This window comes from Ilumatobacter sp., from assembly GCF_965215205.1.
GTDB lineage: Bacteria > Actinomycetota > Acidimicrobiia > Acidimicrobiales > Ilumatobacteraceae > Ilumatobacter_A.
The window spans coordinates 1,095,973-1,121,874 of record NZ_OZ244049.1; the positions used below are offsets into that span (position 1 = coordinate 1,095,973).

General features: G+C 71.4%; 21 protein-coding genes, 2 tRNA genes and 1 pseudogene. 11 read left to right on the forward strand and 13 right to left on the reverse strand.

Going from position 1 to position 25,902, the window contains the following annotated elements; translation table 11 throughout:
• Positions 1 to 97 precede the first annotated feature (97 nt).
• The 6 genes and pseudogenes from ACOOHC_RS05215 to ACOOHC_RS05240 form a co-directional block, all read right to left on the reverse strand.
• Positions 98 to 1,627 carry an ABC transporter substrate-binding protein gene (locus tag ACOOHC_RS05215; RefSeq protein ID WP_420452952.1) on the reverse strand — a complete coding sequence of 510 codons (1,530 nt, stop codon included), beginning with the start codon at positions 1,625 to 1,627 and terminating at the stop codon, positions 98 to 100.
• A 133-nt stretch (positions 1,628 to 1,760) separates the two neighbouring features.
• A complete protein-coding gene (locus tag ACOOHC_RS05220; RefSeq protein WP_420452953.1) occupies positions 1,761 to 3,098 on the reverse strand; it encodes a branched-chain amino acid ABC transporter permease in 1,338 nt (445 codons plus the stop codon).
• Positions 3,095 to 4,015 (reverse strand): branched-chain amino acid ABC transporter permease, encoded by a 921-nt coding sequence (locus tag ACOOHC_RS05225; protein WP_420452954.1) that lies wholly within the window; start codon positions 4,013 to 4,015, stop codon positions 3,095 to 3,097. The genes ACOOHC_RS05220 and ACOOHC_RS05225 overlap by 4 nt, the downstream gene beginning before the upstream one ends.
• A 263-nt stretch (positions 4,016 to 4,278) precedes the next feature.
• Positions 4,279 to 4,983, reverse strand: a pseudogene (locus ACOOHC_RS05230) (ABC transporter ATP-binding protein); the annotation flags it as partial.
• On the reverse strand, positions 4,980 to 5,741 hold the full coding sequence (locus ACOOHC_RS05235) for an ABC transporter ATP-binding protein (RefSeq protein WP_420452955.1): 762 nt from the start codon (positions 5,739 to 5,741) through the stop codon (positions 4,980 to 4,982). The pseudogene ACOOHC_RS05230 and the gene ACOOHC_RS05235, both read right to left, overlap by 4 nt.
• A 193-nt stretch (positions 5,742 to 5,934) precedes the next feature.
• Positions 5,935 to 7,320, reverse strand: a complete 1,386-nt coding sequence (locus tag ACOOHC_RS05240) for an EamA family transporter (RefSeq protein WP_420452956.1) — start codon at positions 7,318 to 7,320, stop codon at positions 5,935 to 5,937.
• A 64-nt stretch (positions 7,321 to 7,384) separates the two neighbouring features.
• On the opposite strand from ACOOHC_RS05240, the gene ACOOHC_RS05245 reads away from it, so the two are divergent.
• The 4 genes from ACOOHC_RS05245 to ACOOHC_RS05260 all read left to right on the forward strand — a co-directional run bounded on the left by ACOOHC_RS05245 (position 7,385) and on the right by ACOOHC_RS05260 (position 12,410).
• Positions 7,385 to 8,071 carry a 6-phosphogluconolactonase gene (locus ACOOHC_RS05245; RefSeq protein ID WP_420452957.1) on the forward strand — a complete coding sequence of 229 codons (687 nt, stop codon included), beginning with the start codon at positions 7,385 to 7,387 and terminating at the stop codon, positions 8,069 to 8,071.
• Between the two features lie 152 nt (positions 8,072 to 8,223).
• Positions 8,224 to 9,792 carry a glucose-6-phosphate isomerase gene (gene pgi, locus ACOOHC_RS05250; RefSeq protein ID WP_420452958.1) on the forward strand — a complete coding sequence of 523 codons (1,569 nt, stop codon included), beginning with the start codon at positions 8,224 to 8,226 and terminating at the stop codon, positions 9,790 to 9,792.
• Positions 9,793 to 9,882: 90 nt separating this feature from the next.
• Positions 9,883 to 10,926, forward strand: coding sequence for a phosphotransferase family protein (locus ACOOHC_RS05255; RefSeq protein WP_420452959.1), 1,044 nt, complete (start codon positions 9,883 to 9,885; stop codon positions 10,924 to 10,926).
• Positions 10,927 to 10,991: 65 nt separating this feature from the next.
• A complete protein-coding gene (locus ACOOHC_RS05260) occupies positions 10,992 to 12,410 on the forward strand; it encodes an aldehyde dehydrogenase family protein (RefSeq protein WP_420452960.1) in 1,419 nt (472 codons plus the stop codon).
• A gap of 107 nt (positions 12,411 to 12,517) precedes the next feature.
• Here the strand turns inward: ACOOHC_RS05260 and ACOOHC_RS05265 are convergent, their stop codons facing one another.
• Positions 12,518 to 14,131, reverse strand: a complete 1,614-nt coding sequence (locus tag ACOOHC_RS05265) for an alkaline phosphatase D family protein (RefSeq protein WP_420452961.1) — start codon at positions 14,129 to 14,131, stop codon at positions 12,518 to 12,520.
• Positions 14,132 to 14,260: 129 nt separating this feature from the next.
• Between ACOOHC_RS05265 and ACOOHC_RS05270 the strand changes: the two genes are divergently transcribed.
• A complete protein-coding gene (locus ACOOHC_RS05270) occupies positions 14,261 to 15,154 on the forward strand; it encodes a 3-hydroxybutyryl-CoA dehydrogenase (protein ID WP_420452962.1) in 894 nt (297 codons plus the stop codon).
• A gap of 12 nt (positions 15,155 to 15,166) precedes the next feature.
• Positions 15,167 to 15,559 (forward strand): cobalamin B12-binding domain-containing protein, encoded by a 393-nt coding sequence (locus ACOOHC_RS05275; protein ID WP_420452963.1) that lies wholly within the window; start codon positions 15,167 to 15,169, stop codon positions 15,557 to 15,559.
• Between the two features lie 18 nt (positions 15,560 to 15,577).
• Here the strand turns inward: ACOOHC_RS05275 and ACOOHC_RS05280 are convergent, their stop codons facing one another.
• The gene (locus ACOOHC_RS05280; protein ID WP_420452964.1) at positions 15,578 to 15,946 is read right to left on the reverse strand and encodes a DUF2237 family protein; all 369 of its coding nucleotides are present in this window, start codon (positions 15,944 to 15,946) and stop codon (positions 15,578 to 15,580) included.
• Positions 15,947 to 16,028: 82 nt separating this feature from the next.
• Positions 16,029 to 18,599 (reverse strand): zinc-dependent metalloprotease family protein, encoded by a 2,571-nt coding sequence (locus ACOOHC_RS05285; protein WP_420452965.1) that lies wholly within the window; start codon positions 18,597 to 18,599, stop codon positions 16,029 to 16,031.
• A 241-nt stretch (positions 18,600 to 18,840) separates the two neighbouring features.
• Here ACOOHC_RS05285 and gltX point away from each other — a divergent pair, with 241 nt between their 5' ends.
• Both gltX and ACOOHC_RS05295 read left to right on the forward strand, forming a co-directional pair.
• On the forward strand, positions 18,841 to 20,307 hold the full coding sequence (gene gltX, locus ACOOHC_RS05290) for a glutamate--tRNA ligase (RefSeq protein ID WP_420452966.1): 1,467 nt from the start codon (positions 18,841 to 18,843) through the stop codon (positions 20,305 to 20,307).
• 81 nt (positions 20,308 to 20,388) lie between these two features.
• Positions 20,389 to 21,087 (forward strand): YdcF family protein, encoded by a 699-nt coding sequence (locus tag ACOOHC_RS05295; protein ID WP_420452967.1) that lies wholly within the window; start codon positions 20,389 to 20,391, stop codon positions 21,085 to 21,087.
• A gap of 82 nt (positions 21,088 to 21,169) precedes the next feature.
• Here the strand turns inward: ACOOHC_RS05295 and ACOOHC_RS05300 are convergent.
• Positions 21,170 to 21,241, reverse strand: a tRNA-Gln gene (locus tag ACOOHC_RS05300).
• Positions 21,242 to 21,395: 154 nt separating this feature from the next.
• Here ACOOHC_RS05300 and ACOOHC_RS05305 point away from each other — a divergent pair.
• A tRNA-Glu gene (locus ACOOHC_RS05305) sits at positions 21,396 to 21,471 on the forward strand.
• Between the two features lie 99 nt (positions 21,472 to 21,570).
• Here the strand turns inward: ACOOHC_RS05305 and ACOOHC_RS05310 are convergent.
• The gene (locus ACOOHC_RS05310; RefSeq protein WP_420452968.1) at positions 21,571 to 22,446 is read right to left on the reverse strand and encodes an SDR family oxidoreductase; all 876 of its coding nucleotides are present in this window, start codon (positions 22,444 to 22,446) and stop codon (positions 21,571 to 21,573) included.
• Positions 22,447 to 22,699: 253 nt separating this feature from the next.
• Here ACOOHC_RS05310 and ACOOHC_RS05315 point away from each other — a divergent pair, with 253 nt between their 5' ends.
• Positions 22,700 to 23,947 carry an acyl-CoA dehydrogenase family protein gene (locus ACOOHC_RS05315; RefSeq protein WP_420452969.1) on the forward strand — a complete coding sequence of 416 codons (1,248 nt, stop codon included), beginning with the start codon at positions 22,700 to 22,702 and terminating at the stop codon, positions 23,945 to 23,947.
• Between the two features lie 61 nt (positions 23,948 to 24,008).
• The gene (locus tag ACOOHC_RS05320; RefSeq protein ID WP_420452970.1) at positions 24,009 to 25,007 is read left to right on the forward strand and encodes an MBL fold metallo-hydrolase; all 999 of its coding nucleotides are present in this window, start codon (positions 24,009 to 24,011) and stop codon (positions 25,005 to 25,007) included.
• 16 nt (positions 25,008 to 25,023) lie between these two features.
• Here the strand turns inward: ACOOHC_RS05320 and ACOOHC_RS05325 are convergent, their stop codons facing one another.
• Together ACOOHC_RS05325 and ACOOHC_RS05330 are read right to left on the reverse strand one after the other, a co-directional pair.
• Positions 25,024 to 25,509 (reverse strand): SRPBCC family protein, encoded by a 486-nt coding sequence (locus ACOOHC_RS05325; protein WP_420452971.1) that lies wholly within the window; start codon positions 25,507 to 25,509, stop codon positions 25,024 to 25,026.
• Positions 25,506 to 25,892 carry an ArsR/SmtB family transcription factor gene (locus ACOOHC_RS05330; protein ID WP_420452972.1) on the reverse strand — a complete coding sequence of 129 codons (387 nt, stop codon included), beginning with the start codon at positions 25,890 to 25,892 and terminating at the stop codon, positions 25,506 to 25,508. Before ACOOHC_RS05330 ends, ACOOHC_RS05325 begins: the two co-directional genes overlap by 4 nt.
• Positions 25,893 to 25,902 lie beyond the last annotated feature (10 nt).

Consider the following 25,902-nt stretch of genomic DNA (forward strand, 5'->3'; position numbering starts at 1 on the left):
GCTCCCGGAACGGCGCAGGCCCGGCGACGACGTCGCCGGGCCTGCGCCTCGCGTGGTGGTGAGCACCGCCCCCGAGGGAGCGGGCGGCTCGCCGGGATCAGCTCCCGGGCTGGCTCACCGAACCGGTCTCGCCCTCGACCGAGATGAGGTCGGAGACGGTCTCGTACCGGCCGTTCCCGCCGCTCTCGGGGGCCTGGTACTCGACGATGTACCCGCCCTCGTTGGCGTAGGCGTCGTTGATGCCGTCGGTCTGCTGGTTCACGCCCTCACGCAGGAGGTCGTTCGTGAAGTCCAGGTTCCACGTCGCCGCCATGATGTTGGTGCGGGTCAGCCCACCGGGCAGCGCGGCCGCCTCACGCAGGATCTGCTCCAGCGTCAGCGCGAAGATCACGCCCGTCGGAGCCGAACCGGAGTCGGGGTCGATCCCGGCGTCCTCGAGGACCTGGCGGGCCTCCTGGACGGCGGGGTCGTCGGCGAAGGCCTCGTCGGAGACCTCCTTGGTGTAGCCGACGATCCGCACGCCCTGCCCGGCCGGGTCGACCGGGGTGAAGAACGACGAGATCGAGCTGCACGTGTTCGACATCAGGAACAGCGGCTCCCACGGGCTACCGGCCACACCGGCCATCGCCTGCGGGCAGAAGGCCGCGGTCGAGCCGAGCACGAACGCATCGGCGTCGGACGCCGACAGCGTCGTCAGCTCGTTGGAGATGTCGGCCGCCGTGGCCTCGTGGGTCAGGCTCTCGACGAGCTCGATGCCCTCGCAGGCCTCCATCGAGTCCTGGTAGACGGCGCCGAAGTCGTTGTTCATGAACAGACCGGCCACGGTCGCTCCCTCACCGAGCTCGGAGGTGATGTGCTCGCACCAGATGTCGGCCTCGGTGTTGTACGGCAGCAGGCCGCCGATCGTCCACGGGAAGTTCTCGGGGTCGCCCCACGCCGGGAAGCCGGTCGAGTTGTACAGCTGCGGGACGCACTCCTCGTCGAGGATCGGACGGACCGCCGCGTTGTTCGGTGTGCCGATGATCGAGAAGAAGGCGCCGATGTCGTCGGTCTCGAGCATGTCCTCGATGTTCGACTGCGTGCGTGCCGGGTCGTAGGCGTCGTCGCGCAGCACGAACTCGACCTGCTTGCCGTCGATCGGGTCCGACTCGTTGAGCATGTCGAAGTAGGCCTCGAGGCCCTCGCCGATCGCCCCGAACGCGGCGAGCTGACCCGACTGGGGCAGCGAGACGCCGATCTCGATCGGGCCCTCGAGGCCGTCGGTGTTGCTCCAGTCGCTGGGGCACTCGTTCGTGTCGATCTGGGTCCCGGCGCCGACCTCGACGATGCCCTCGACGGGCTCGCCGCCGTACTCGCCGGAGCCGCCGCCCTCGGCGGCAGTGCCGCCCTCGGCCGTCGTGCCCTCCGCGGCGGTGTCCGTCGCGGCGGTGTCGGTCGCCGCGGTGTCGGTCGCCGTGTCGTCGGTCATCGTGTCGTCGGCCAGGCTGTCGGCGGTCTCGGCGGCGTCGTCGATCGCGCTGTCCGCGACGTCGGTGGCCTCGTCGACCTCGTCACTCGCATCGCCGTCGCTGCCGCAGGCGGCGGCGACGAGACCGAGAGCCAGGACAGGCGCGAGAGCGCGTGTCATTCGTGATCTTCTCATGGATTCTCCCCCTGATGTTCGACCGCCCGGTTCGGGCGGCGGTTGTGTCGAGACTGTAGTCGATCGTGTCCCGGCGCGTGACTTCGGGCACGCGGTTCGCCGGTCGTGGACCCCGTGCTCAGGCGCCCGTCGTCTGCTCGCCGGCGCGGACGTGATCGTCGACGTGGTCGTCCTCGGTGCCGAGGACCCTCTCGCCGCGCGTCTCGTGGTCGTCGCCCTCGGCGAGGTCGTCGGGGTCCTCCGTCAGCTCGACGCCCCTCGCGTCGACGCCCGACGGAGGCACCGGGACGACCTTCAAGACGGCCTTCTTGAGGCGCGTCACCCCGGCCATGATCCCGCCGGGCAGGACGAAGGTGACGATGATCAGGAACAGCCCGAGCAGCACCCCGGCGTAGGGCCGGTCGCCGGTGACCTGCAACCCCGCGAGGGAGGTGTTCTGCGTGGCCCACTGGCTCGACAGCTCGGGGATCAGCACGATCGCCAGACCTCCGATGATCGCGCCGGGGAAGGTCGCGACCCCGCCGAGCACGAGGCCGACGATGAAGAAGATCGCGAGGTTCAGGCCGAACACGTCGGGAGCGAGAGCCCCGATGGTGAACGCGTACATCATCCCGCCGACGCCGGCGAAGGCCGACGACAGACCGAACGCGAGCGTCTTGTAGAGCGGGACGTTGACCCCGGACACGGCGGCGCCGGTCTCGTTGTCGCGGATCGCGATGAACGCCCGACCGACGCGGCTGCGGATGACGTTGTGCGCGACCCAGAACATCACCAGCACGATCAGGAGAGCGAGGAAGTAGGTCCAGATCCGCTCGGGGGAGCGACGACCGAGCTCGCCCTCGCCGAAGATCCCGCCGATCAGCGGGATCCCCTGGAAGAGGTTCGAGAGGCCGTCGACCGGGAACCACCCCGGCGGTTCGTAGCTGGCTCCGACGTTGAGGCCGTTGGAGCCGCGGGTCCCGTACGCGCCGTCGGGGCCGAACGAGGCCAGCCAGTCGAGTCGGACCAGCGTCGGGAAGATCACCGACAGCACGAGCGTCACGAGCGCCAGGTAGAGCCCCTTGATCCGCAGCGCCGGGATCCCGACGATCATCCCGAGCAGGAAGCAGGCGGGCACGATGACGATCAGCGTCGCGAGGAAGCCCCAGTCGTAGTCCAGCATCAAGATGCCCGCGGTGTAGGCCCCGATGCCGACGAAGAAGCTGTGCCCGAGCGAGATCTGCCCGCTGAACCCGATCAGCAGGTTGAGGCCGAGCACCGCGACGGCCCACGCCATCGCGAGCAGGATCTGGCTCATCCCGATCGTGTAGTCGCCGACGACGCCGGGTGGGCTGAAGACCCACGTCTCGTCGAAGAAGAACGGGACCGCGAGGATCACCAGGGCGGCGATCGCCCAACCGACGATCTGGATGGTGCGGTGCTCGGTGGAGTTGCGGGTGACGGTGATCAGGCTCATACGCGCTCGATGCTCTTGGTGCCGAACAGGCCGGCAGGTCGGACGAGGAGGACGACGAGCAGGACGAGGAACGCCGTCGCCAGGTTCAGCTCGTTGCCGATGTCGGGGAACCAGGACAGGTCGCTGCTCCAGCTCACGACGTAGCCGAAGAAGGCCTGGATGATCCCCATCAGGATCCCGCCGACCAGCGCCCCCTTGACGCTGTCGAGACCGCCGAGGGCGGCGGCGGCCGTCGAGAAGATGAGCACGCGCAGCATGAACGTCGGCTCGATCTGGCGGATCGGGCTGGAGATGTACAGCACCGCCGCGAAGGTGCCGACGGCCGCTGCGAGCGCCCAGCCGAACATCAGGGTCTGGCCGACCTTGATCCCGACGAGCCGACTCGACTCGAGGTTCGACGACACGGCGCGGAACGCGAGCCCGATCCTGGTCTTGTTCAGCAGCAGCTCGAGCAGGCCGACGAGCACCAGCACCGACACCACGACGCCGACGTCGTACCAGCGGAGCTGGGTGATGCCCCAGGTGAACACGTTGCCGTCGGGGAACAGGCGGGGGAACGCGCGGGGGTCGTTGCGCCAGATGACCCCGGCGAGGGAGTCGCCCGCCAGCAGCAGGCCGAGGGTGATGATCACCAGCGGCAGGTGGTCGGCCGGATCGAACGGACGGATCAGGGTGCGCTCGAGACCGGCGGCGACGATCCCGCTGAGGATCATCGAGATCAGCAGCGCGATCCACACGGGGATGCCCTGCTCGGACGCGAGCACGTAGACGCCGAAGCCGCCCAGCATCGCCAGGGTCCCCTGCGCGAAGTTGATCAGGGTGGTCGCCTTGAAGATGAGCACCAGGGCGAGGGCGATCGCGGCGTAGGTGGCGCCGTTCGACAGGCCGTCGATGATCCGTGCGACGAGCAGTTGCATCAGCGGGTCTCTCCGTTCGGGTGGGGATCGCCGCGGCGATCCGGGTCGGGGTTCGTGTCGGCGGGGGGAGCGGCGGGGGCTGCGGTCGACGACGCCACGGTCGAGGATGCGACGGTCGGGGTCGCAGCGGTCGAGGTCGCGGCGGTCGAGGTGGCGGCACCCTCCGTCGGCGTGGGGGTGCCCGCGGTCGGCGGGGCTGCGGTCGCGCCGGTGGCGCCCGGCGTGGTCTTCTCCTCGTTCGAGGTGTCATCGTCGACGTCGACGCCGAGGTACGCCCGGCGGATCGAATCGTCCTCGCGCAGCTCCTTCGCGGTGCCCTCGACGACGATCGAGCCCGACTCGAGCACGTAGGCGCGATCGGCGATGCCGAGCGCGATCTGGGCGCTCTGCTCGACGAGCAGCATGGTCACGCCGCGCTCGCGGTTGAGCTCGGCGAACCGCTCGAACAGGTCCTTGACGATGAGCGGAGCGAGGCCCAGCGACGGCTCGTCGAGCAGGAGCACCTCGGGCCGCGACATCAGGGCGCGGGCGACCGCCAGCATCTGCTGCTCACCACCGCTGAGGCTGCCCGCCTGCTGGCGCCGACGCTCGCCGAGCACCGGGTAGGAGTCGTACCAGGACTCGATGTCGTCCTTGATCTCGCCGTCCTTGCGGGCGTAGGCACCGGCGTGGAGGTTGTCCTCGACCGTCAGCTCGGGGAACGTCCCGCGCCCCTGGGGCACGTGGGCGATCCCCAGGCGGACGATGTCGGCCGGGTCCTTGCCCACGAGCTCGTCGCCCTTGAACCGGAACGAGCCCCGGGTGTCGATCATCCCCGAGAGGGCCCGCAGCGTGGTCGTCTTGCCCGCGCCGTTGGCGCCGAGGATGACGACGACCTCGCCCTCGTTGACCTCGAAGTCGAGACCGCGCAGGACCTCGACGGGTCCGTACCCGGCGTGGATGTCCTTGGCTTCGAGCAGCGCCATCAGTCGTCTCCTCCCAGGTAGGCCTCGATCACGTCGGGGTCGGCCTGCACCTCGGTCGGCGTTCCGTCCGCGATCTTCGAGCCGAAGTTCATCACCACCACCTTCTCGCAGGTGCCCATCACCATCCCCATGTGGTGCTCGACCAGCAGCATCGTCAGGTTGTGTCGGCGCACGAGGTCCTTCAGCAGGTCACCGAGCTGGCCGACCTCGTTGTGGGTGAGCCCCGAAGCGGGCTCGTCGAGCATCAGCAGGCGGGGCTCGCCGACGAGGGCACGTGCGAGCTCGATCCGCTTGAGCGTGCCGTAGGGCAGCCCGGCGGCGGGCTGGTAGGCGTGCTGGGTGAGGCCGATCTCGTCGAGGGCGTTCCACGCTCGGACCTTGAGGTCGTTCTCCTCCTTCCTCAGGCCGATGCGCAGACCCGCGGTCACCATGTTCTGCTTGGAGCGGGAGTGGGCTCCGACCATCACGTTCTCGAGGACGGTCATCCCGGGCCAGAGCGCGAGGTTCTGGAACGTGCGGTAGATGCCGAGCTGGCTGATCCGGTGCGGTGCGTAGTCGAGGAGGTCCTCGCCGTCGAAGTCGATCCCGCCCGAGGTCGGGTCGTAGATCCTGCTGACGACGTTGAAGAGGGTCGTCTTGCCGGCGCCGTTCGGACCGATCAGACCGCAGATCTGCCCCTCGTCGATCGTGAACGAGAGATCGTCCAACGCCGTGATCCCGCCGAACTTGACGGTGATGTCGTGCACGTCGAGTAGTGCCATGAGCTGAGCCGGAGCTCGAGTCCCCCTGTTCCTCACCTGATCCTGCGAGCAGGTCGCCGCTCGTCCGCGGCGACACTAGTCATGTGACGTGCGTCTCCCGAAATTCGCTGCGTTGCGCGCGAGCCGATCCCTCCGCGTGGCGATGACGCGGCGTGCCGGGCGGCCGGATGCGTCGGGCGCGGGGCGCTCGGGTTCAGGCCTCGGTGCCGACCGGGCTGACCGGGGGGCACGGCGACGCTTCGCCGCCACCGGCCCCGAGGCCGGACTCGTAGACCTGCACGAGGAACGAGTTGTCCCCGTCGATGCACACGTCGAAGGTGGTCGGGCCCGTGTCGCCGATGTCGGCGGTGCAGGTGTAGGTGGTGCCGACGTCGGTGCTGCCCGGCTCCTCGCACTCGGCGCCGGTCACGTCGCCGCCGACCTGGGTCTCGACCTGGGAGTCGTCCTCGAGGAAGTCCTCGGTCTGGTCCTTGTAGGTGCCGGTGCCGGTGCACGACGCGACGCACAGGGCCGCGACCGACGTGGCGAGCAGGGTTCGGCGCATGGGGGGCGACACTATCCCGACGGTCATCGCGCCCGACGAGGCCGCGCCCGTCCCCGCGACGTCGAGACCGCGAGCCGACCGGTGCGTCGAGGAGCCGCGCGCACCCGATCCCACATCACGACGGCGAGCGCGACCCAGACGAACGCGAAGCCGACCGCCCGCTCCGGTGGCATCGCCTCGCCGTAGACCAGCCACCCGAGCCCGAAGTTGACCACCGGGACGATGAGGTTCAGGGGGCCGAGCAGGGTGAAGGGGATCGACCGGGCCGCCGAGGCGAACAGCACCAGCGGGATCGCGGTGATCAACCCGGTGCCGGCGACGAGGACCCCGTCGAGCACCTCGGCGGACGCGACGACGCTGCCCGGTCGGGATCCGACCACGAGCAACCACAGCGCCGCAGGGACCCACGAGGACGAAGGTCTCGCCGGCCAGGCTGTCGACGGAGTCGAGCCCGATGCGCCGCTTGGTCAGCCCGTACGCGCTCCACGACCCCGCCAGCAGGATCGCGATCCACGGCGGCGAGCCGTTCGCCACGGTGAGCACGACGACCGCGACCGACGCCAGCGCGAACGCCAGCCGTTGCGCGCCGGTGGGTGTCTCGTCGAGGAGCACCCCGATCGCCATCGTCGCGAGCGGGGCGATGAAGTACCCGAGCGCCGTCTCGATGACGCGACCGTCGACGACGGCCCAGACGTAGCTCCCCCAGTTCACCGTCAGGAGCCCGGCGGCGAGCACCAGCCGCGACATCGTCGACCGGTCGGCGATCGCCCTCGCGACCACGCCCCACGAGCCGCGCACCGTGACCACCACCGCCATCACCAGCGCCGCGGACACCATCCGCCACCCGATGAGCTCGAAGGCGTCGAACGCCCCGAGCTGCTTCCAGTAGATCGTCAGCAGCCCCCACAGCAGGTAGGCGACGACCCCGACGCGCACCCCCCGCTCGACGCGCGCCCGATCCGCGCCGTCGGTGTCGTCGACGCCGTCGTGGGCCGGATCGGGCGCGGCCGGGTGCGCGGCGCGGGGCGAGGTCACGGCGCGACCCTACGGCGGTCACCCGGGCGACGAGCGGCCCGCCCCGCGTGGCTAGCGTGGCGAGATGGACGTGCGGATCTCGTCGGACCCCGCCTCGGCGGCGGCGGCGTTCGTGGCCGAGCGGCTGCGGGACGCCATCGCGGATCGCGGCTCGGCCACGATCGCCGTCAGCGGGGGGAGCACCGCACCGCCCCTGTTCGACGCTCTCGTCGACCCCGGCGTCGGAGGGGACGTCGACTGGTCGGTCACGACGGTGTTCCAGGTGGACGAGCGAGTCGCCCCCGACGGCGACGCCGACCGCAACGCCGGCCAGCTCGTGGTGCTGCCGTGCGATGCGGTCCCGATGCCGGTCACCGCGATCGACCTGGTGGCCGAGGCGCGCCGCTACGGCGACGACATCGTCGACCCGCTCGACGTCGTGCACCTCGGTCTCGGCGACGACGGGCACACCGCGTCGTGGCCGCCCGACCCCCACCCCGACGCCGATCGGGCGCTGACGAGCACCGAGCGCTCGCTCGTCGTCGCCGAGTTCGACGGGCGGGTCCGGATGACCCTCGGCCGCCCGGTCGTCGACGCGGCGCGGTGCCGCGTCGTGCTGGTCGCGGGCGAGGCCAAGGCGCCGGCGGTGGAGCGCTGGCTGGGCGGCCGCGAGCTCCCGGCCGTCGACACGACCCTGCCGATCGCCGCGGTCGGCCCCGACGGCACCGTCGTCTTCCTCGACCACGGCGCGGCCTCGCTGCTCGGGGACTGAACCGCGCGGATCGGACGTCGTCGGACCCGGTCCGGGCGGTCGTCGTCCGTGCGGCGGATCGGGATCGAGCGGCCAGGTCGCCGGCGTCCCCGGCGCGGCCGCGAGGCGGGGCGCGGGCGTGCATCGGTGCGGGCGGGTGGGGGAGACGGCCGGTGGGTACGGTCGCCGCCATGAGCGAACACCGCACCCGCGCCCTCGCCGCCCTCGCCGACGTCCCGGCTGCCGGGCACCTGCGCGACCTGCTCGAGCGGGACCCCGGGCGTGCCGAGCGATACGTCGTCGGCGCGGGCGACCTGCGCGTCGACTACTCGAAGGCGAGCGTGGACGACGCGATCGTCGAGGCGCTGCTCGATCTCGCCCGCACCTGCGACGTCGAGGGGCGCCGCGACGCGATGTTCGCCGGCGAGCACGTCAACGTCACCGAGGACCGCGCGGTGGGCCACGTGGCGCTGCGCGCGCCGCGCGGGTCGGAGATGACGATCGACGGCGTCGACGTCGTCGCGGACGTCCACGAGGTCCTCGACGCGATGGGAGCCTTCGCGGAGCGCGTGCGGTCCGACCCGTCGATCACCCACGTCGTCAACATCGGCATCGGCGGCTCCGACCTCGGCCCGGCGATGGCGTACCTCGCGCTGCGCCCGTACCGCCACGAGCGGATCCGCTGCTCGTTCGTGTCGAACGTCGACGGTGCCGACATCGCCTCGGTGCTGGCCGGCTCCGATCCCGCGTCCACGCTGTTCGTGGTCGCGTCGAAGACGTTCAGCACGATCGAGACGCTGACCAACGCCCGGACCGCGCGATCGTGGCTCGTCGAGGCCCTCGGCGAGGAGGCGGTCGCCGACCACTTCGTCGCCGTGTCGACGAACGCCGAGCGCGTCGCCGAGTTCGGCATCGACACCGACAACATGTTCGGGTTCTGGGACTGGGTCGGCGGCCGCTACTCCGTCGACTCGGCGATCGGGTTGTCGCTGATGATCGCGATCGGCCCGGACCGCTTCGCCGAGCTGCTCGCCGGGTTCCGCACCGTCGACGAGCACTTCCGCACGGCTCCCCTCGAGGCGAACGCACCGGTGCTGCTGGCGCTGATCGGCGTCTGGTACGCGAACCGCCTGGGGTGGGACACCAAGGCGGTGCTGCCCTACGCCCACGACCTCGCGCGGTTCCCTGCCTACCTCCAGCAGCTCGACATGGAGTCCAACGGCAAGTCGGTCGACCTCGACGGCGAGCGCGTCGGGCACGACACCGGCCCGATCATCTGGGGGGAGCCGGGCACCAACGGTCAGCACGCGTTCTACCAGCTGCTCCACCAGGGGACCCGGATCGTCCCGTGTGACCTGATCGGCTTCGCCCGATCCCACGACCCCCACCCCGAGCACCACGACCTGCTGGTCTCGAACCTGATCGCGCAGTCCGAGGCCCTGGCGTTCGGCCGGTCGAACGACGACGAACCGCACCGCGACTTCGAGGGCGACCGACCGAGCACCGTGATCCTCGCCGAGCGCCTGACGCCGTCGGTGCTCGGCCAGCTGATCGCGCTCTACGAGCACGTCGTCCACGTCCAGGGCACGATCTGGGGGATCGACAGCTACGACCAGTGGGGCGTCGAGCTCGGCAAGGAGCTGGCGAACCGGATCACCCCCGAGCTGACCGGGACCCCCGACCCCGAGCTCCACGACGCCTCGACCAACGCGCTGATCGACTGGTACCGCTCCCACCGCTGACGGGTGGTCGCGACCGAGGTGACGGCGGCGGTCGGCGGTCGGGAGGTCGCTGCCTCTCGCCACGCGGCGTGCGCCTGCGAGGATGCGGGGGTGGCAGACGTGGTCGGATTCGACGTACCCGTGGTCGAGGCGTGGATGGGGGAGCGCACCCGAGCCGTGCCCCCCTGCACGTGGGAGCGCCTCGAAGGCGGTCACTCCAACCTCACCTACGCGCTGACCGACGCCGACGGCGAGGACTTCGTGATCCGCCGACCGCCGCAGGGGGAGCTGCTCCCCAAGGCGCACGACATGCACCGCGAGTTCCGCATCATCGACGCGCTCCACCCGGTGGGCGTCCCCGTGGCCGAGCCGATCGGGTACTGCGACGACCGGGCGGTGTGCGATCGCCACTTCTACGTGATGGGCAAGGTCGGAGGCGAAGCGCTGTACACCGCCGAGCAGACCGCACCGCGGCTCGACCCCGAGGCGCGCGACCGCGTCGGCGAGTCGTTCGTGTCGGTGCTCGCGCACCTGCACTCGGTGGATCCCGCCGAGGTGGGCCTCGACGACCTCGGCCGGCACGAGGGGTACGTCGCCCGCCAGTTGGCGACGTGGTACGGATCGTGGACGTCGTCGGCGGAGGCGGCCGACCACGACGACGACCGCCTCCACGCGCTGCACGCGACGCTGAGCGCGAACATCCCCGAGCAGGGCCCGGCGCGGGTCGTTCACGGGGACTACGGCGTGCACAACGTGATGGTCGACGACCGCGGCGAGGTGACGGCGGTGCTCGACTGGGAGATCGGGACCCTGGGCGATCCCCTCGCCGACTTCGCCTACGCGCTGAACGCCTGGGCCGAGCCCGACGACTCCGCGCTCGCGGCGCAGACCGCACCGACCGCGCTCGACGGCTTCGCCTCGCGCGACGACCTCGTGCGCTGGTACCGCGAACGGACCGGGGCGGACCTGTCGGATCTGAACTACTACCGGGCGTTCAACTCGTTCAAGACCGCCTGCATCATCCACGGGGTCTACGCGCGCTACCGCCTCGGCATGAAGTCGACCGAGGGCGTCGACATGGAGCGCCTGCACGAGCGGATCGGCGAGTCGATCGACCGATCCACCGAGCACCTCGACGCGCAGCCCGGCGTCTGAACCGGGGCCCGTCGGGGATCCGGGCCGGTGGGGCCGGTCGGTCTGCCGCCTGTCAGACTGATCCGATGCGCAACCACGATCAGATCTACATCGACGGCGCCTGGGTCGCCTCCGCAGGCGAGGGCTCCATCGACGTCGTCAACGCGGCGACCGAGCAGGTGATGGGGTCGATCCCCGACGGCAACGAGAGCGATGCGGCACGCGCGGTGGCCGCGGCGAAGGCCGCGTTCGAGTCGTGGTCGCAGACCCCGGTCGAGGAGCGCCAGAAGTACCTCGTCCGCCTGAACGAGGCGCTGCAGGCGCGCGGCGCCGAGATCGCCGAGACGATCGCCGGGGAGGTCGGGATGCCGATCACCTGGTCGAACATGATCCAGGCCGGGCTCCCCGCCGGCAACATGCAGACGTTCGCGACGCTCCTCGACACGTTCCGGTTCGAGGAGGAGATCGGCAACAGCCTGGTCGTCAAGGAGCCGGTCGGCGTCGTCGCCGCGATCACCCCGTGGAACTACCCCCTGCACCAGATCGTGTGCAAGGTCGGAGGGGCTCTGGCGGCGGGGTGCACGATCGTGCTCAAGCCCTCCGAGGTGGCTCCGCTGAACGCGTTCATCCTCGCCGAGATCATGCACGAGGTCGGCCTCCCGGCCGGGGTGTTCAACCTCGTCACCGGGACCGGCCCGGTCGTCGGCGAGGCCCTGGCGTCGCACCCCGACGTCGACATGGTCAGCTTCACGGGCTCGACGCGCGCCGGCAAGCGCGTCGCCGAGGTCGCGTCGCAGACCGTCAAGCGGGTCGCGCTCGAGCTCGGCGGCAAGTCGGCGAACATCGTGCTCGACGACGCCGACTTCGAGCAGGTCATCCCCAAGGGCCTGTTCGCCTGCTACCTCAACTCCGGCCAGACGTGCACAGCGCACACGCGGATGCTCGTGCCGAACAGCCGCTACGACGAGGCGGTGCAGATCGCGTCGGCCGCCGCCGAGCAGACCCAGGTCGGCGATCCGACCGAGGAGGGCATGCACCTCGGCCCGCTCATCAGCCAGGCCCAGTGGGACCGGGTGCAGGGCTACATCCAGACCGGGATCGACGAGGGCGCGACCGTCGCCGCCGGCGGCCTCGGCAAGCCCGAGGGCCGCGAGACCGGCTACTTCGTGAAGCCGACCGTGCTCGCCGGCGTCACCAACGACATGACCGTGGCGCAGGAGGAGATCTTCGGCCCGGTGCTGTCGATCATCGGCTACGACGACGACGACGACGCCGTGCGGATCGCGAACGACAGCCTCTACGGGCTGTCGGGGGGTGTCTGGTCGGGAGATCAGGACCGTGCGATCTCGGTGGCGCGACGGATGCGCACCGGGGCGGTCGACGTCAACGGCGGCAGCTTCAACATCGCCGCCCCGTTCGGTGGCTACAAGCAGTCCGGCTACGGCCGCGAGAACGGCGAGTACGGCATCGAGGAGTTCCTGCAGACCAAGTCCCTCCAGCTCTGACGAACGTCGCGTCACGGGTCGGACCCGTGGCGCGCTCGCGACGGACACCGACCGTCGTCGCGCTACGGGTCTGACCCGTAGCGCGACGGTGCGGTGCGGCGCGACGGTCAGACGGTCGTCACGGCGGTGGTGCCGGCGTCGACGCGGAAGGTCTTCCACGTGACGACCTCCGAAGCGGGGTCGAGCACGTCGACGACCTGTCGGTACTGCGCGGTCCACGACTCGGGGGTCACGACGTGGCGGGTGTAGCCGCGCGAGACCAGCTCGGAGTGGAGGATCGCCGGGAGCGAGTCGAGCAGCGGCGCGAGGTCGGCAGGGACGTTGGCCGACGACGAGATCGCGGTCGTGATGAACTCGACCCCGACGGGTCCGTCGATCGGACCCACCAGGCCGACGCCGGCGAGGTGGATGTCGCCGGTGAGGGTGACGAGGTTCGCCGGCGCGTCCGCCAGCATCCGCTGGCGGGCGGGGACGTAGCCATCCCACTGGTCGTAGTTGAGCACGGCCTCGCCGAGGCGGGCGTCGCTGAGCACCGTCTGCTGCGCCAAGCAGTTCCACGTGGCGCCCGACGTCGAGAAGCGCTGCGCGATCCACCCCTCCTGGGCGCCACCGAGCATCGTGCGCTCCGGATCGTCCCACCCGGGTGGCGGGGGAGCCGGGTCGAGGGTCGCGTCGCTCAACTGGTCGGATCGGTGCTGGCGCCCGTCGAGCAGCGAGATGCGGACGAGGTCGCCGACGTCGACGCCGCGGTGGATCTCGTACGCGACGTCCGACCCGGCGGCGGGGTCGGGCGGGTCGAGGCGGGTCGGGGTGTTCTCCCACCACGCCCGGTAGGCCATCGCCCGGCGCCGAGCGAACTCGTCGGGGTCGTCGCCGTCCTGGGACACGAGGCCGGCGTAGTCGTTGTCGACCTCGTGGTCGTCCCAGATCGCCATCCACGGAGCCGCGGCTCGGCACGCCTGCAGATCGGGGTCGCTCAGGTAGGTCGCGTAGCGCGTGCGGTAGCCGTCGAGGTCGGTCGGCTCGGGACCCTCGTGGGTGCGAACGACCCCGTCGCCGACCTCGCGCGCCGCGTTCTCGTACACGAAGTCGCCGAGGAACAGCACCAGGTCGGGCGACCACTCGGCGATGTCGCGGTGCGCCGCGTAGAACCCCGCCTCGTAGTTCTGGCAGCTCGCCGTGGCGATGCGCAGCTCGGAGGTGGTCGGGTCGATCGGAGCGGTCCGACCCGTCGGCGACGTCCACTCCCCGGCGCGGAAGACGAACTCGCCCGGCCCCGAGGCCCTCGCCACCACGTGGGCGCTGAAGCCCGTGGAGGCGTCGACGGTGACCGAGCCGGACTCGGTCGTGCCGTCGTCGGTGGTGAGCTCCCACTCCAGGGCCACCTCGTCGACGGGCAGATCGCGGCCGAGGCGCGTCCAGAGCACCACCGACGACTCGTCGGGGTCACCCGAGGCGACGCCGAACGCGAAGGGGTCGGCGTCGAGGAGCGCTCCGGGGGCGGTCTCCACGGGAGGGTCCGTGGTCGTCGTCGTGGTCGTCGTCGTGGTGCTCGTGTCCGCGGCGGTGCTCGACGTCGAGCCCGCCACGGTCGACGCGGAACCGTCACCGGTCGGCGTCGGCGCGGAGTCGTCGGGATCGAACGCGACGTCGTCGCCCGAGCACGCCCCGACGACGACGGTGGCCGACAGGGCGAGGAAGCGACGGCGAGACAGCTGCATCCCGCCAGTGTCCCACGGAGGGCCCCGCGTCCCGGTCTCGCGTGCCGGGCGCCCGAGGTGCCAGACTCCGCACGTGCGAACACGTCCCTCGTCCACGATCACCCACCGCCCGCACCGCTGGGCGCGTCGATGAGCGACACCACGACGCAGAGGGACACGACGTCGATCGAGCGGGTCGGTGTCGTCGGGTGCGGTCAGATGGGGGCGGGCATCGCCGAGGTGTGCGCTCGAGCGGGGATGGACGTCGTGGTGCGCGAGGTCGACGCCGAGTCCGCCGAGCGTGGTCGCGACCGCCTGCTCGCTTCGTTCGACAAGGCCGTCGCACGTGACCGGATGACCGCCGAGGAGCGCGACGCGACCGTCGCACGACTCGACTTCACGACCGACCTCGGCGACCTCGCCGACCGCGAGCTCGTCATCGAGGCGGTCATCGAGCGGGAGGCGTTGAAGATCGACGTCTTCCGGACCCTCGACGAGGTCGTCGAGTCGCAGGACGCGATCCTCGCGAGCAACACCAGCTCGATCCCGATCATGAAGCTCGGCATCGCCACCCAGCGTCCGGACCGGGTCGTGGGCATCCACTTCTTCAACCCGGTCCCCGTGCTGCGCCTGGTGGAGCTGGTGACCAGCCTGATGACGTCGCGCGAGACGGTGGCCACGGCCGAGCGCTTCGCGCAGGACGTGCTGTCGAAGATCGTGATCCGCAGCCAGGATCGCGCCGGGTTCGTCGTGAACGCCCTGCTGATCCCGTACATCCTCTCCGCGATCCGGATGATGGAGTCGGGGTTCGCCACCGCCGAGGACATCGACGCCGGGATGGTCGAGGGCTGCAACCACCCGATGGGTCCGCTGGCGCTGGCCGACCTGATCGGCCTCGACACCACCCAGGCCGTCGCCGAGTCGATGTACTCCGAGTTCAAGGAACCGCTGTACGCCTCACCGGCGATGCTGTCGCGGATGGTGGAGGCCGGGCTGCTCGGACGCAAGGCCGGTCGCGGCTTCTACGACTACTCGGATCGATGAGGGGGATCGCTGATGTCAGGTGAGCGCGTGCTGGTGGCCAAGGTCGGCCTCGACGGCCACGACCGGGGGGTGAAGGTGGTGGCGCGCATCCTGCGCGACGCCGGCTTCGAGGTGATCTACACCGGCCTCTTCCAGACGCCCGAGACCGTCGCGGCCGCGGCGGTGGACGAGGACGTGGACGCCATCGGGCTGTCGATGCTGTCGGGGGCGCACATGACGCTCGCGCCGCTGGTGGTCGAGAAGGTCCGCGAGCGCGGTGTCGACATCCCGATCGTCGTCGGGGGCATCGTGCCCGAAGCCGACGTCGAACCGCTGCACGCGGCCGGGGTGGCCAAGGTGCTGACCCCGGGGGCCACCGCCAGCGAGGTCGCGGCGGCGGTGCGCGAGGCCATCGACGGAGCCTGACCGGCCCGTCGGGCGAGGTCAGCGGGGGTCGATCGAGTGCTGTCGGAGGTCGGCGAGGTCCACGTACTCCAGGGTCGACAGGTGGGTCGCCTCGAGGACGACGTCGCACGCGGCGCCGGCATCGAAGGCCTCCTTCCACCGGGGCGCGCACACGCACCACCGGTCGCCGTCACGCAGCCCCTCGAACCCGAACCGTGGGTTGGGGGTCGTCAGGTCGTTGCCCTGCTGGCGGGAGAACTCGAGGAACCGGTCGTCGACGCGGCAGCACACGGTGTGCATCCCCGGGTCGTCGCCGTGGTTGTCGCAGCAACCCGTTCGCCGGAACCCGGTCAACGGGTCGGTCGAGCACGTCTGCAGCGGTTCACCGAGCACGTTGAGCTGCTGCATCCCGCCAGTCTGGCACGTCTCGCGCCGGGGTGCCCCCACGATCCGCATCGCGCCCGCCGGGTTCGTGCGGCGAGGTCGGGGGTCAGACCCACCAACCGGCGAGATCGACGATCAGGTGGCCGCCGTTCGCGTGGAACATGCAGGTCCGCCCCGTGTCGGTCAGCGGGACCAGCGCGCTGTTCGCGGTGGCGATCCCGGCGACTGGGTTGAGCGCCGAGGTGGTGGGTCGGGGTCCGCAGCCCCACGCCGTCACGTAGCCGCCCGAGTCGTGGAGAGCGGCGGTGATGTTCACGCTCGCGGCGACGGGGCGGGCGGTGAGCCCGTTCGGGGTGCTCGGCGAGGGGACCTCGACACCGGTGCTCGCACCGGGGGACAGGCGGCCGCTGCTGCGGGTGTCGAGCACCCGGGCCGGCTCCGCGGGGACGAAGGTGAGGCCGTCGCCGGCGCCGAACCGCCCGGTGACGTCGACCGTGAGGTGGGTCGCGACCGAGCTGGTCACGCACAGACGACGTCGCGAACCGACGGCGAACACCCCGTTGTTCCCGCGGGTGCGGCCGGCGGTGAAGTTGAGCGCCGAGCTCTCGGTGGCCTGCTCGGAGCAGTCGTCCACGCTCACGAAGCCGGAGGCCGACGGGTTCACGGCGGTCACGTTGACCGCCACGGCACCGGTCTCGGCGCCGATCACGTCACGGAGCTCGATCACGCCGCGACGCCCGGCGACGAGGCGGCCGTCGAGCCCGATCCCGATCCGCGTGTCGACCGCGCGCACGGCCTCGATCGCCTGGAGCGCCGTCTCGCCGTCGGGACCGATCCAGCCGGTGACGTCGAGGACGATGTCCGTCGCGGCCGAGCTGTGGACGCAGAGCTCCCCGGCGCCCGAGAGCGGCGTCGTGATCGAGTTCGCGACGTTGCGGCCTGCGAGGTAGTTCAGCGACGAGGTGGCGCCCACCGGCCCGGTGCACGGGGTCACGGACACGAAACCGGGTCCACCCGGGCGGACGGCGGCGACATTCGCCACCACCGCGGTCGACGTCGACGGGACGCCCGCGACCGCGACGCGCACCGTCTCGCCCGCAGCGAGGCGACCGATCGCGGGGTCCGTGCGGGTGTCGAGGATGCGTCGGGGTCGCGTCGCCGTGAGGCGGTGGCCGGTGTCGGCGGGCCGCGGGTCGGTCCTCGGGACCGTGGTCGTCGTGCCGGCGTCGCTCGGCGGCGGGGTCGACGACGAGGAGCCGCCGCCTCCCGAGGGGACGGTCGTGGGCGTCACGGGACCCGACGGACGCTCCACGTCGACTCCGAGCACGTACTCGCCGATCGAGGCGTAGGCCGTGAAGCCGTCGTCGGCGGTGCCCCAGCCGACGCTGCGGACCTCGACGGTGTACTCCGCGGACGGGGTCGCGTCGGCGAGGGTCGCGGAGAGGCTCCAGCTGGCGGGATCGCTCGGCCTCGACACGGCGACGACGGTGCCCGAGGCGTCGCGGATGCGCAGCTCGGCCAGCAGGTTGCCCAACGGGTGCCACCGCTCGACGGAGACCTCGACGCGCCCGCCGGCGGTCACCAGGCGGTGGCGTGCGGTCGCGCCGCCGACGCTGAGGGTGTGGCGGGTGCTCGTGTCGGAGGCGCCGAGCACCGTGGCGCCGGAGTCGTCGGGTCGACGCGTCAGGTGGGAGTCGATCACCTCGAGATCGTCGTCGCCACCTTCTTCGTCGCTGCCCTCCGGGGCCGGCTTGTTGGTGGCGCCCGTGTACTCGCCCCTCGACCACTGGGTGATCGGACGTCGGTAGCCCACGCCCATGATCGGCGCCCAGTCTCCGTGGCCGTCGTAGTAGTCGAGCCTGCTCTCGCCGGAGCGGTGGATCCCGTCGTGGGTCAACCCGAGCGCGTGTCCGACCTCGTGGGACACCGCCTCGGCGACCGACTTCGGGTTGCCCTGCGCCAGGTTCGACGAGAACACGAACGCCGGCAGGTCGTACTTGTCGAACGAGCCGACGTAGGCGACGCCCCCGAAGCGGCGGCTGTCGAGCCAGGTGTAGTCGGGGGAGATCACCACCCGCACCCCGTACCGCTGGTCGCTCGCCGAGGACTTGGCGAGCGCGTCGACGCCGGGGTCCTGGGTGGTGACGTCGATGTCCCACGGCGCGAAGTCCTCGGCGACGCGCTCGAAGATGTCGACGATGCCCTCCAGCTCGTGCGACGACAGGGTGTCGTCCTCGGAGCCGAGCGGCTCCCGGGAGTACGGTCCGGATTCGATCCTGTCCTTCGGGTCCTCCAAGCCGCTGTTCCACGCGGTTCCCGTGGTGACATGGCCGTCGAGGTCGAGGAACACGGTGCGCGTGGAGCCGGGCTTCGAGTGCAGCGAGAGAGCATCGGATGCGGAGATCGCCTCGAACCCCGCAGCCCGGGCGAGCGATCGCTGACCGCTCGGATCGCCGCCCGGATCGTCGACGCCGGCCGGCAGCTCGAGCTGCGGTGGGTCGATCGCCCGGACGAGGCCGTGATCGAACTCGAGGTGCGGATCGCCGATGACCTCGATCACCTCGTCGAACGACAGCTCGGGGACCGGCTCGTCGTGGAGGAGGCGGCCGGCGCCGTCGTCGGAGGCACCGACGGCGACCGGGACGGACGAGCCCGCTGCCAGCGCCACGAGGGCCACGGCGAGCGAGGCGAGCCGCGGTCGCGCCCGGCCGCGATCACGACGGCGGCCGGTCGGGAGCGGGGTGTCGGTCGGTGAGCCCATCATCTGCCTCGGGCGAGATGTCGGGTGCGCGCTCCGGGCCCTTGAGCGATCCGCCCGAAGGTCTCGATCGGGTCAAGGCGCCTCTCGGGGTTCGCGCACGAACCTCTCGTCGGCATCAAGAACCGAGCGGTGGCGCCCTCGCTAGCGTGCTCGCGAGATGAGCTCCGACGACCGCCCCGGCCCCCGCTTCCGCTTCGCCCCCTCGCCCACCGGGATCTTCCACGTGGGCGGAGCGCGGTCCGCGCTGCACAACTGGGCCCTCGCCCATCGCCACGGGGGGACCTTCGTCCTGCGCATCGAGGACACCGACGCCGCCCGCAACGAGGCGACGTGGATCGACGGCATCGTCGACGCGCTCGCGTGGATCGGGATCTCGGCCGACGACGAGCGCTTCGAGGGACCGTTCATGCAGAGCGCCGGCGCGGCCGCCCACGGCGAGGCCGCCGACCGGCTGTTCGCCTCGGGCGCCGCCTACTACTGCGACCTCTCCCCCGAGCAGGTCCGCGAGCGCGCCGAGGCGAACGGCACGACCGGCTACGACGGGCACTCGCGCGACCGCGGCCTCGGCCCGGGGCCCGGTCGCGTGCTGCGCTTCCGGGTGCCGGAGGGGTCGACGGTGGTGAGCGACGCCGTCCGGGGCGAGGTCGTCTTCGACAACGCGACGATCGAGGACTTCGTCCTGGTCCGCGGTGACGGGTCGCCGGTGTTCGTGCTCGCCAACGTGGTCGACGACATCGGGTCTCGGATCACCGACGTGGTGCGTGGCGAGGAGCACCTGCCGAACACCCCGAAGCAGCAGATGCTGTGGGAGGCGCTCGGCCACTCCCCGCCGCGCTGGGCTCACGTGCCCGTGCTGGTCAACGCCGAGCGCAAGAAGCTCTCGAAGCGGCGCGACAAGGTCGCCCTCGAGCAGTACCGCGACGACGGCATCCTCGCCGACGCGATGGTGAACTACCTGATGACGCTGGGGTGGACGATGCCGGGCTCGGAGGAGGCCGGGAGCGAGATCTACTCCTTCGACGAGATGCTCGAGCGCTTCTCGCTCGACCACGTGACCTCGTCACCGGCCTTCTTCGACATCGACAAGCTGCTCGCCTTCAACGGCGAGCACATCCGGCGGTTGAGCGCGGACGAGCTGGTCGCGGCGTGCGATCCGTGGCTGCCGGCGGACTGGGATCGCGACCGCTTCGCCGCGATCGCCCCCCACGTCCAGCAGCGCCTGACCACCCTGGCCGACGCCCCCGGGTGGGTCGACTTCCTGTTCCTCGACGATCCCGAGATCGATGACCAGGCGTGGTCGAAGACGATGTCGACCGAGTACGCCCGCGGGGTGCTCGCGGACTCGATCTCCGCCTACGAGGCCGCCGAGTGGCGCCACGAGGTGCTGAAGGAGACGATGGAGCGCGAGGTGATGGCGGCCCACGGCCTGAAGCTCGGAAAGGCCCAGGCACCCGTGCGCGTGGCGGTGACGGGCCGCACGGTCGGCCCCCCGCTGTTCGAGGCGCTCGAGGTGATGGGCCGCGACGAGGCGCTGCGTCGGATGCGGGCGGCGCTGCTCCTCCTCGACGATCGCGACGATCGGACCGGGAGGGCGGACGAGGTCGGGGGCGGTTCCGGCGACTGATGCCGGCGACGCCGCATCCGCTCCACCCGATCCGACGGTCGTTGACGCTCGCGACGTTCGTCGACCGGCCAGACTGACCCCATGCCCGTCGACGTCCACCAGGGGTCCGCGACGACCGCTGGCGACGACGTCGCCGGTTCGCCGTCGAGCGCCCGGCGAGGCCACGGACGGGCTCTGCGCCTGGCGGTGCGCGCCGTGCTCGCGCTCGTCGTCGTCGCCGTGCTCTACTTCGCGCTGACCCTCGTCCAGGTGTGGCGTGCCGGGCAGGCCGACGAGCGCACCCCGGTGGACGCGATCGTGGTGATGGGGGCCGCGCAGTACGACGGACGGCCGTCACCCCAGCTCGCCGCTCGCCTCGATCACGTCCTCGAGCTGTGGCCGCTCGACGTCGCGCCGGTGGTCGTCGTCACCGGGGGCAACCGGCCCGGCGACCGCTTCACGGAGGCCGAGGCGTCGATGCGCTACCTCGCCGATCGCGGGATCCCGGAGGAATCGATCGTGCGCGAGGACGGCGGCGAGAGCTCGTACGGATCGCTGGCCGCGGTCGCCGAGATCCTGCTCGCGCGGGGGATGGGCGAGGTCGTCGTCGTGACCGATCCGTACCACGCGCTGCGCAGCCGCCTGATCGCGCAGGAGGTGGGTCTCGACGCCAACGTGTCGTCGACGGCTTCGTCGGTGGTGACGGGGAGCGATTCCGTCGCGCGCCACGTCGAGGAGGCCGGTGGGGTGGCGCTCGGTCGCCTGATCGGCTTCGAGCGGCTCACCGACCTCGTCGGCTGAACGCGACGCCGGCCGGCTCCCGGGCCGATGCCCACGAGTGCGGACGCGACGACGGCCGACCCGAGGGCCGGCCGTCGCGGTGCTGGGGTGAAGGGAATCGAACCCCTAATAACAGAACCAGAAACTGTCGTGTTGCCAATTACACCACACCCCATCGGTGCGTCGGTCCCGAGGGGACCGGTGCGATCCGCAGGTTAGCGCGACCTGGGCGTTTCGACTCCCGACCGAGCGAGCCGCGGACGTCGTGCCCGTGGGAACGCCGTCGCCGTGCGATATCGTCGGGGTCCGCACCGGCCGGTGCGCAGCACGGCCCGTTCGTCTAGAGGCCTAGGACACCACCCTCTCAAGGTGGCGGCACGGGTTCGAATCCCGTACGGGCTGCCAAGGAGCGATCAGGAGAGCCACCCCCGTCGGGGGTGGCTCTCCTGCTCCTGAGGTGCCGACATGGGTCGTGCGCCGTCCGCCGAGCGCCCCGAGGTGGGTTCACACGAAGAGGCGGCCGCCGGTGACGGCGATCACCTCACCGGTGACGTAGGTGCTCGCCTCGGAGGCCAGGTAGACGAAGGCGGGCGCGATCTCGGCGGGCTGCCCGGCGCGGCCGAGCGGGGTGTCGGCGCCGAAGGAGTCGACCTTCTCCGCAGGCATCGTGGCGGGGATGAGCGGTGTCCAGATCGGCCCGGGCGCGACCGAGTTGACCCGGATCCCCCGCTCGGCGAGCTCGGCCGACAGGCCGCGGGTGAGGTTGACCAGCGCCGCCTTCGTCGCGGCGTAGTCGAGCAGGCCCGGCGACGGTTCGGTCGCCTGGATCGAGGTCGTGATCACGATGGACGAGCCACGCCCGAGGTGCTCCAGCGCCGCCTGCACCAACCACACCGCCGCGAACACGTTCGTCGTGAACGTCCTCTCGAGCTGGTCGTCGGTGAGGTCCGTGATCGAGTCGATCGACATCTGGTACGCCGCGTCGTGCACGAGGACGTCGAGCCCGCCGAGGTCCTCGACGCACCGCTCGACGAGGCCGGCGCACGCCGCGCGCGTCCGCAGGTCGACCTCGACGGCCACGGCCGTCCGCCCGGCCGCTTCGACGAGCTCGACCGTGCGCGCCGCGTCGTCGGCTTCGTCGGGGAGGTGGCTGAAGCAGATGTCGGCGCCCTCCCGGGCGAACGCGATCGCGACGGCGCGCCCGATCCCCGAGTCGCCGCCGGTGAGCACCACCCGCTTGTCGAGGAGGCGGCCGTGGCCCTCGTAGGTTTCCTCGCCGTGGTCGGGCTGCTCGCCGAGGTCGCCTGTCCGCCCCGGGTGCTCGATCTGCTCGGGCCCGGGGTCGGGGGCGTCGACGGGGGCGTTCGCTGCGTTCGTCATGCGGTGGAGTACCCCACCCCAGCGGCCTCGATCACGAGCGGTCGTCGCGGACGGCCGCGTGCGATGGCCGATCCGAGGTCTTCGATCCGTGACCACCGACCCGTGACCACCGATCCATGACCACCGATCCATCATCACCGACCGACGCCACGGATCTTCGACCGGGCGGTTCGGCCCGACGGCGGAGGGGGGCGCGTGCGATGCTCGCTCACGTGCAGCGCGCCGGGATCGACGATCGACGTGGCGGGGCAGGTTGAGCGGCGTCGGCGACCCCGCCCCGTTCCCGGGCCGTGACGAGCTCGAGGAGCTGCTGCGCGCCCTCGTCCCCGAGGGGTGGGAGGAGGCGACCACCGACGGCGACGAGGCTCGACGCCGGGCGCTGGCCGACGAGCTCGACAACCCGGCGATCGTGTCGGCGCTCGGCGGAGCCGGGTGGGTGGCCCCGCACTACGCCCCCGAGCACGGCGGGCGCGGGCTCGCCGACGACGACGCCCGCCGGGCGCTGTCGCTGCTGGCGGCGTGGGAGGTCCCCCACGTTCCCCGAGGATCGGGGCTGGCGCTCGCGGCTCCGACGATCCAGGCCTGGTCGAGCGACGACACGAAGCGCCGCCTCCTCCCGCCGCTGCTCACCGGCGAGGAGCGGTGGTGCCAGCTGTTCTCCGAACCCGGCGCCGGATCCGACATGGCGTCGCTCGCGACGACCGCGGTGCGCGACGGCGACGAGTGGATCGTCGACGGGCAGAAGGTGTGGACGACGTTCGGCCACGAGTCGGAGCGGGCGATGCTGATCGCGCGCACCGATCCCGACCTCCCCAAGCACGCCGGCATCACCTACTTCGGACTCGACATGCGAGCCGCCGGCGTCGAGGTCCGTCCGCTGGTCAACATGGCGGGTCAGCTCGAGTTCAACGAGGTGTTCCTCACGGGGGTGCGCATCGCCGACGTCGACCGGATCAGCGAGGTCGGTGCCGGGTGGACGGCAGCGATGACGACGCTCGGAGCCGAGCGGTTCGCGCTCTCCGGGGTCGTACGGAAGCGGAAGGCGAGCGACGAGATCCTCGGCGGTGCGCCCTTCGCCGAGGTCGCGGGTGCGGCGAGCGCTCGCGACGCGACCACCTCGGCCGTGATCGTCGACGAGCTCGCCCGGGCCGCCACCGCCGACCGGCTCCTCGCCTGGACCGCCGCGCGGGCCCGAGCCCGCTCCCGCTCGGGGCACGCCCCCGGTCCGGAGGGCTCGATCGGCAAGATCGCCAAGGCGGGCACCAACCAGCGGCTGCAGGAGCTCGCGATGTCGATCCTTGGTGTCGACGCGGCGGCGTGGGCGGAGGGCGACGACGCCGCCGGCGACTGGATCACGCAGTTCCTCCGGACCCGGGCCAACTCGATCGAGGGCGGCACCTCGGAGATCCAACGCAACATCGTGGGGGAGCGGGTGCTCGGACTGCCTCGCGAACCCGATCCGCACAAGGGGGAAGCGTGGCGCGACGTACCACGGAGCTGACGAGACCGGCGACGAACACGAGGGCGCCGGCGCGCTCGCTCCCGGCTCGAGGAGGTCGGCGATGAGCGGCGTGCTGCCTCCCGTCGAGCGGCTGCGCCCGGGTCTGTGGACGATCCCGGTCCCGTTGCCCAACAGCTCGCTGCGCTACGTGTTCGTGTACCTGTTCGAGACCGACGAGGGCGCGTACATCGTCGACGCCGGGTGGAACACGAACGATGCCTTCGACGCGCTGAGCGCGGGCCTCGCGAAGGCCGGGTACGAGATGGCCGACGTGCGCGGGGTGATGGTCACCCACATCCACCCCGATCACTACGGCCTCGCCGGGCGGGTGAAGGAGGCATCGGGTGCGTGGATCTCGCTGCACCCGAGCGACGCCGCGCTGATCGACTCCCGCTACGGGCGGCCCGACGAGCTGATGGCGGAGATGGGTCGGCTGCTCGCGCGATGGGGCGCTCCCGACGACGAAGCGGCCGAGCTGGTGTCGGCTGCGATGCCGGTGCGCCCGCTCGTCGACCTCGTCACCCCCGACGTGCTGCTCGAGGACGGTGACCGCCCCGAGGTGCCCGGCTGGGACCTGTCGGCGATCTGGACCCCCGGGCACTCGCCGGGTCACCTGTGCTTCTGGGAGCCGACCAACCGTCTGCTGCTCGCCGGCGACCACGTGCTGCCGCGGATCACGCCGAACATCCCGTTCCACGCCCAGTCGGGAGCGAACCCGCTGAGCGACTTCCTGCGCTCGCTCGACAAGGTCGGCGAGTACGACGCCGACGAGGTGCTGCCCGCCCACGAGTACCGCTTCGTCGACCTGCAGGGTCGGCTGACCGAGCTGCGCGCGCACCACCAGGAACGATTCGACGAGATCTGCGAGGCGTTGGACGACGGCGGCGCGACGGCGTGGAGCCTCGCCGGGACGCTGCGCTGGTCGCGCCCGTGGGATCAGATCACCGGGTTCATGCGGCGGGCCGCGGTGGCCGAGACGATGGCCCACCTGCGTGAGCTCGAGGTGCGCGGCGTGCTGGTGGCCACCGATGGTGAGCCCGCCGTCTGGTCCCGCCGCTGACGCCGGATCGCGTGCGTCAGCCGCGGAGCTCGGCGACCCGTGACCCCAAGGCGTCGATCGCCGTCGCCCACCCCCGGCCGCCGGGGGAATCGGCGGGGACGCCGGTGTGGGTCATGGTCATCGCGGTCCGCCCATCGAGGTCGTCGAGCTCGACCACGACGGTCGTCTCGGTCGGCGTGCCGGCCGGCATGCCCATCTCCTCGGCGGTCCGCGCGCGTCCGTCGGCGTCGGACACGCTCTCGGTGTAGACGAGGCGTGTCATCGGGTCGACCTCGCGGTACTCGCCGACGAAGAACATCTGCATCGGGCCGTCCGGGGTGTCCACCTCCATCGCGATCCGGCGTCGACCTCCGACCTGCACGTCCATGGTGGCGTGCGGGATCCTGGCGCCCTCGGGCCCGTACCACTCGGCGAAGTGCTCGGGTTCGGTCCACATCGCCCAGATGATCTCGATGGGAGCGTCGAAGGTTCGTTCGATCCTGACGTCTCGGGTGTCGGTCACGGCTGGTCCTCCTGCTCGTCGGGTTCTCGTGTCTCGGTGCTCCGGAGCGTGCGGACGACGTCGTCCATGCGGTCGAACCGGTCGTCCCAGATGTGTCGGTACCGCTCGGCCCAGCCGGCGACCTCGGCGAGGGGGGTCGCGTCGATGGTGCAGGGCCGGAACTGCGCCCGCCGTCCACGCGTCACGAGCCCGGCGTGCTCGAGCACCTTGATGTGCTTGGAGATCGCCGGGAGCGTCAGGTCGAACGGCGCGGCGAGCTCGTTGACGCTGGCCTCGCCGTCGGCGAGGCGTGCGAGGATCGCCCGACGGGTCGAGTTGGCCAGGGCCGCGAACGTCTCGTCGAGGCGAGCCGATTCCCTCGCTGCGGTCGTGGTCGCGGTCATCGTGCCTCCC

What these genes read in the sequence shown, in the direction of transcription:
- ACOOHC_RS05270 (WP_420452962.1), top strand. Translation starts at nt 14,261, where the DNA reads ATGAGCGACACCACGACGCAGAGGGACACGACGTCGATCGAGCGGGTC.
- ACOOHC_RS05280 (WP_420452964.1), bottom strand. Translation starts at nt 15,946, where the DNA reads ATGCAGCAGCTCAACGTGCTCGGTGAACCGCTGCAGACGTGCTCGACC.
- gltX (WP_420452966.1), top strand. Translation starts at nt 18,841, where the DNA reads ATGAGCTCCGACGACCGCCCCGGCCCCCGCTTCCGCTTCGCCCCCTCG.
- ACOOHC_RS05275 (WP_420452963.1), top strand. Translation starts at nt 15,167, where the DNA reads ATGTCAGGTGAGCGCGTGCTGGTGGCCAAGGTCGGCCTCGACGGCCAC.
- ACOOHC_RS05295 (WP_420452967.1), top strand. Translation starts at nt 20,389, where the DNA reads ATGCCCGTCGACGTCCACCAGGGGTCCGCGACGACCGCTGGCGACGAC.
- ACOOHC_RS05265 (WP_420452961.1), bottom strand. Translation starts at nt 14,131, where the DNA reads ATGCAGCTGTCTCGCCGTCGCTTCCTCGCCCTGTCGGCCACCGTCGTC.
- ACOOHC_RS05220 (WP_420452953.1), bottom strand. Translation starts at nt 3,098, where the DNA reads ATGAGCCTGATCACCGTCACCCGCAACTCCACCGAGCACCGCACCATC.
- ACOOHC_RS05260 (WP_420452960.1), top strand. Translation starts at nt 10,992, where the DNA reads ATGCGCAACCACGATCAGATCTACATCGACGGCGCCTGGGTCGCCTCC.
- ACOOHC_RS05330 (WP_420452972.1), bottom strand. Translation starts at nt 25,892, where the DNA reads ATGACCGCGACCACGACCGCAGCGAGGGAATCGGCTCGCCTCGACGAG.
- ACOOHC_RS05225 (WP_420452954.1), bottom strand. Translation starts at nt 4,015, where the DNA reads ATGCAACTGCTCGTCGCACGGATCATCGACGGCCTGTCGAACGGCGCC.
- ACOOHC_RS05320 (WP_420452970.1), top strand. Translation starts at nt 24,009, where the DNA reads ATGAGCGGCGTGCTGCCTCCCGTCGAGCGGCTGCGCCCGGGTCTGTGG.
- ACOOHC_RS05310 (WP_420452968.1), bottom strand. Translation starts at nt 22,446, where the DNA reads ATGACGAACGCAGCGAACGCCCCCGTCGACGCCCCCGACCCCGGGCCC.
- ACOOHC_RS05235 (WP_420452955.1), bottom strand. Translation starts at nt 5,741, where the DNA reads ATGGCACTACTCGACGTGCACGACATCACCGTCAAGTTCGGCGGGATC.
- ACOOHC_RS05215 (WP_420452952.1), bottom strand. Translation starts at nt 1,627, where the DNA reads ATGACACGCGCTCTCGCGCCTGTCCTGGCTCTCGGTCTCGTCGCCGCC.
- ACOOHC_RS05245 (WP_420452957.1), top strand. Translation starts at nt 7,385, where the DNA reads ATGGACGTGCGGATCTCGTCGGACCCCGCCTCGGCGGCGGCGGCGTTC.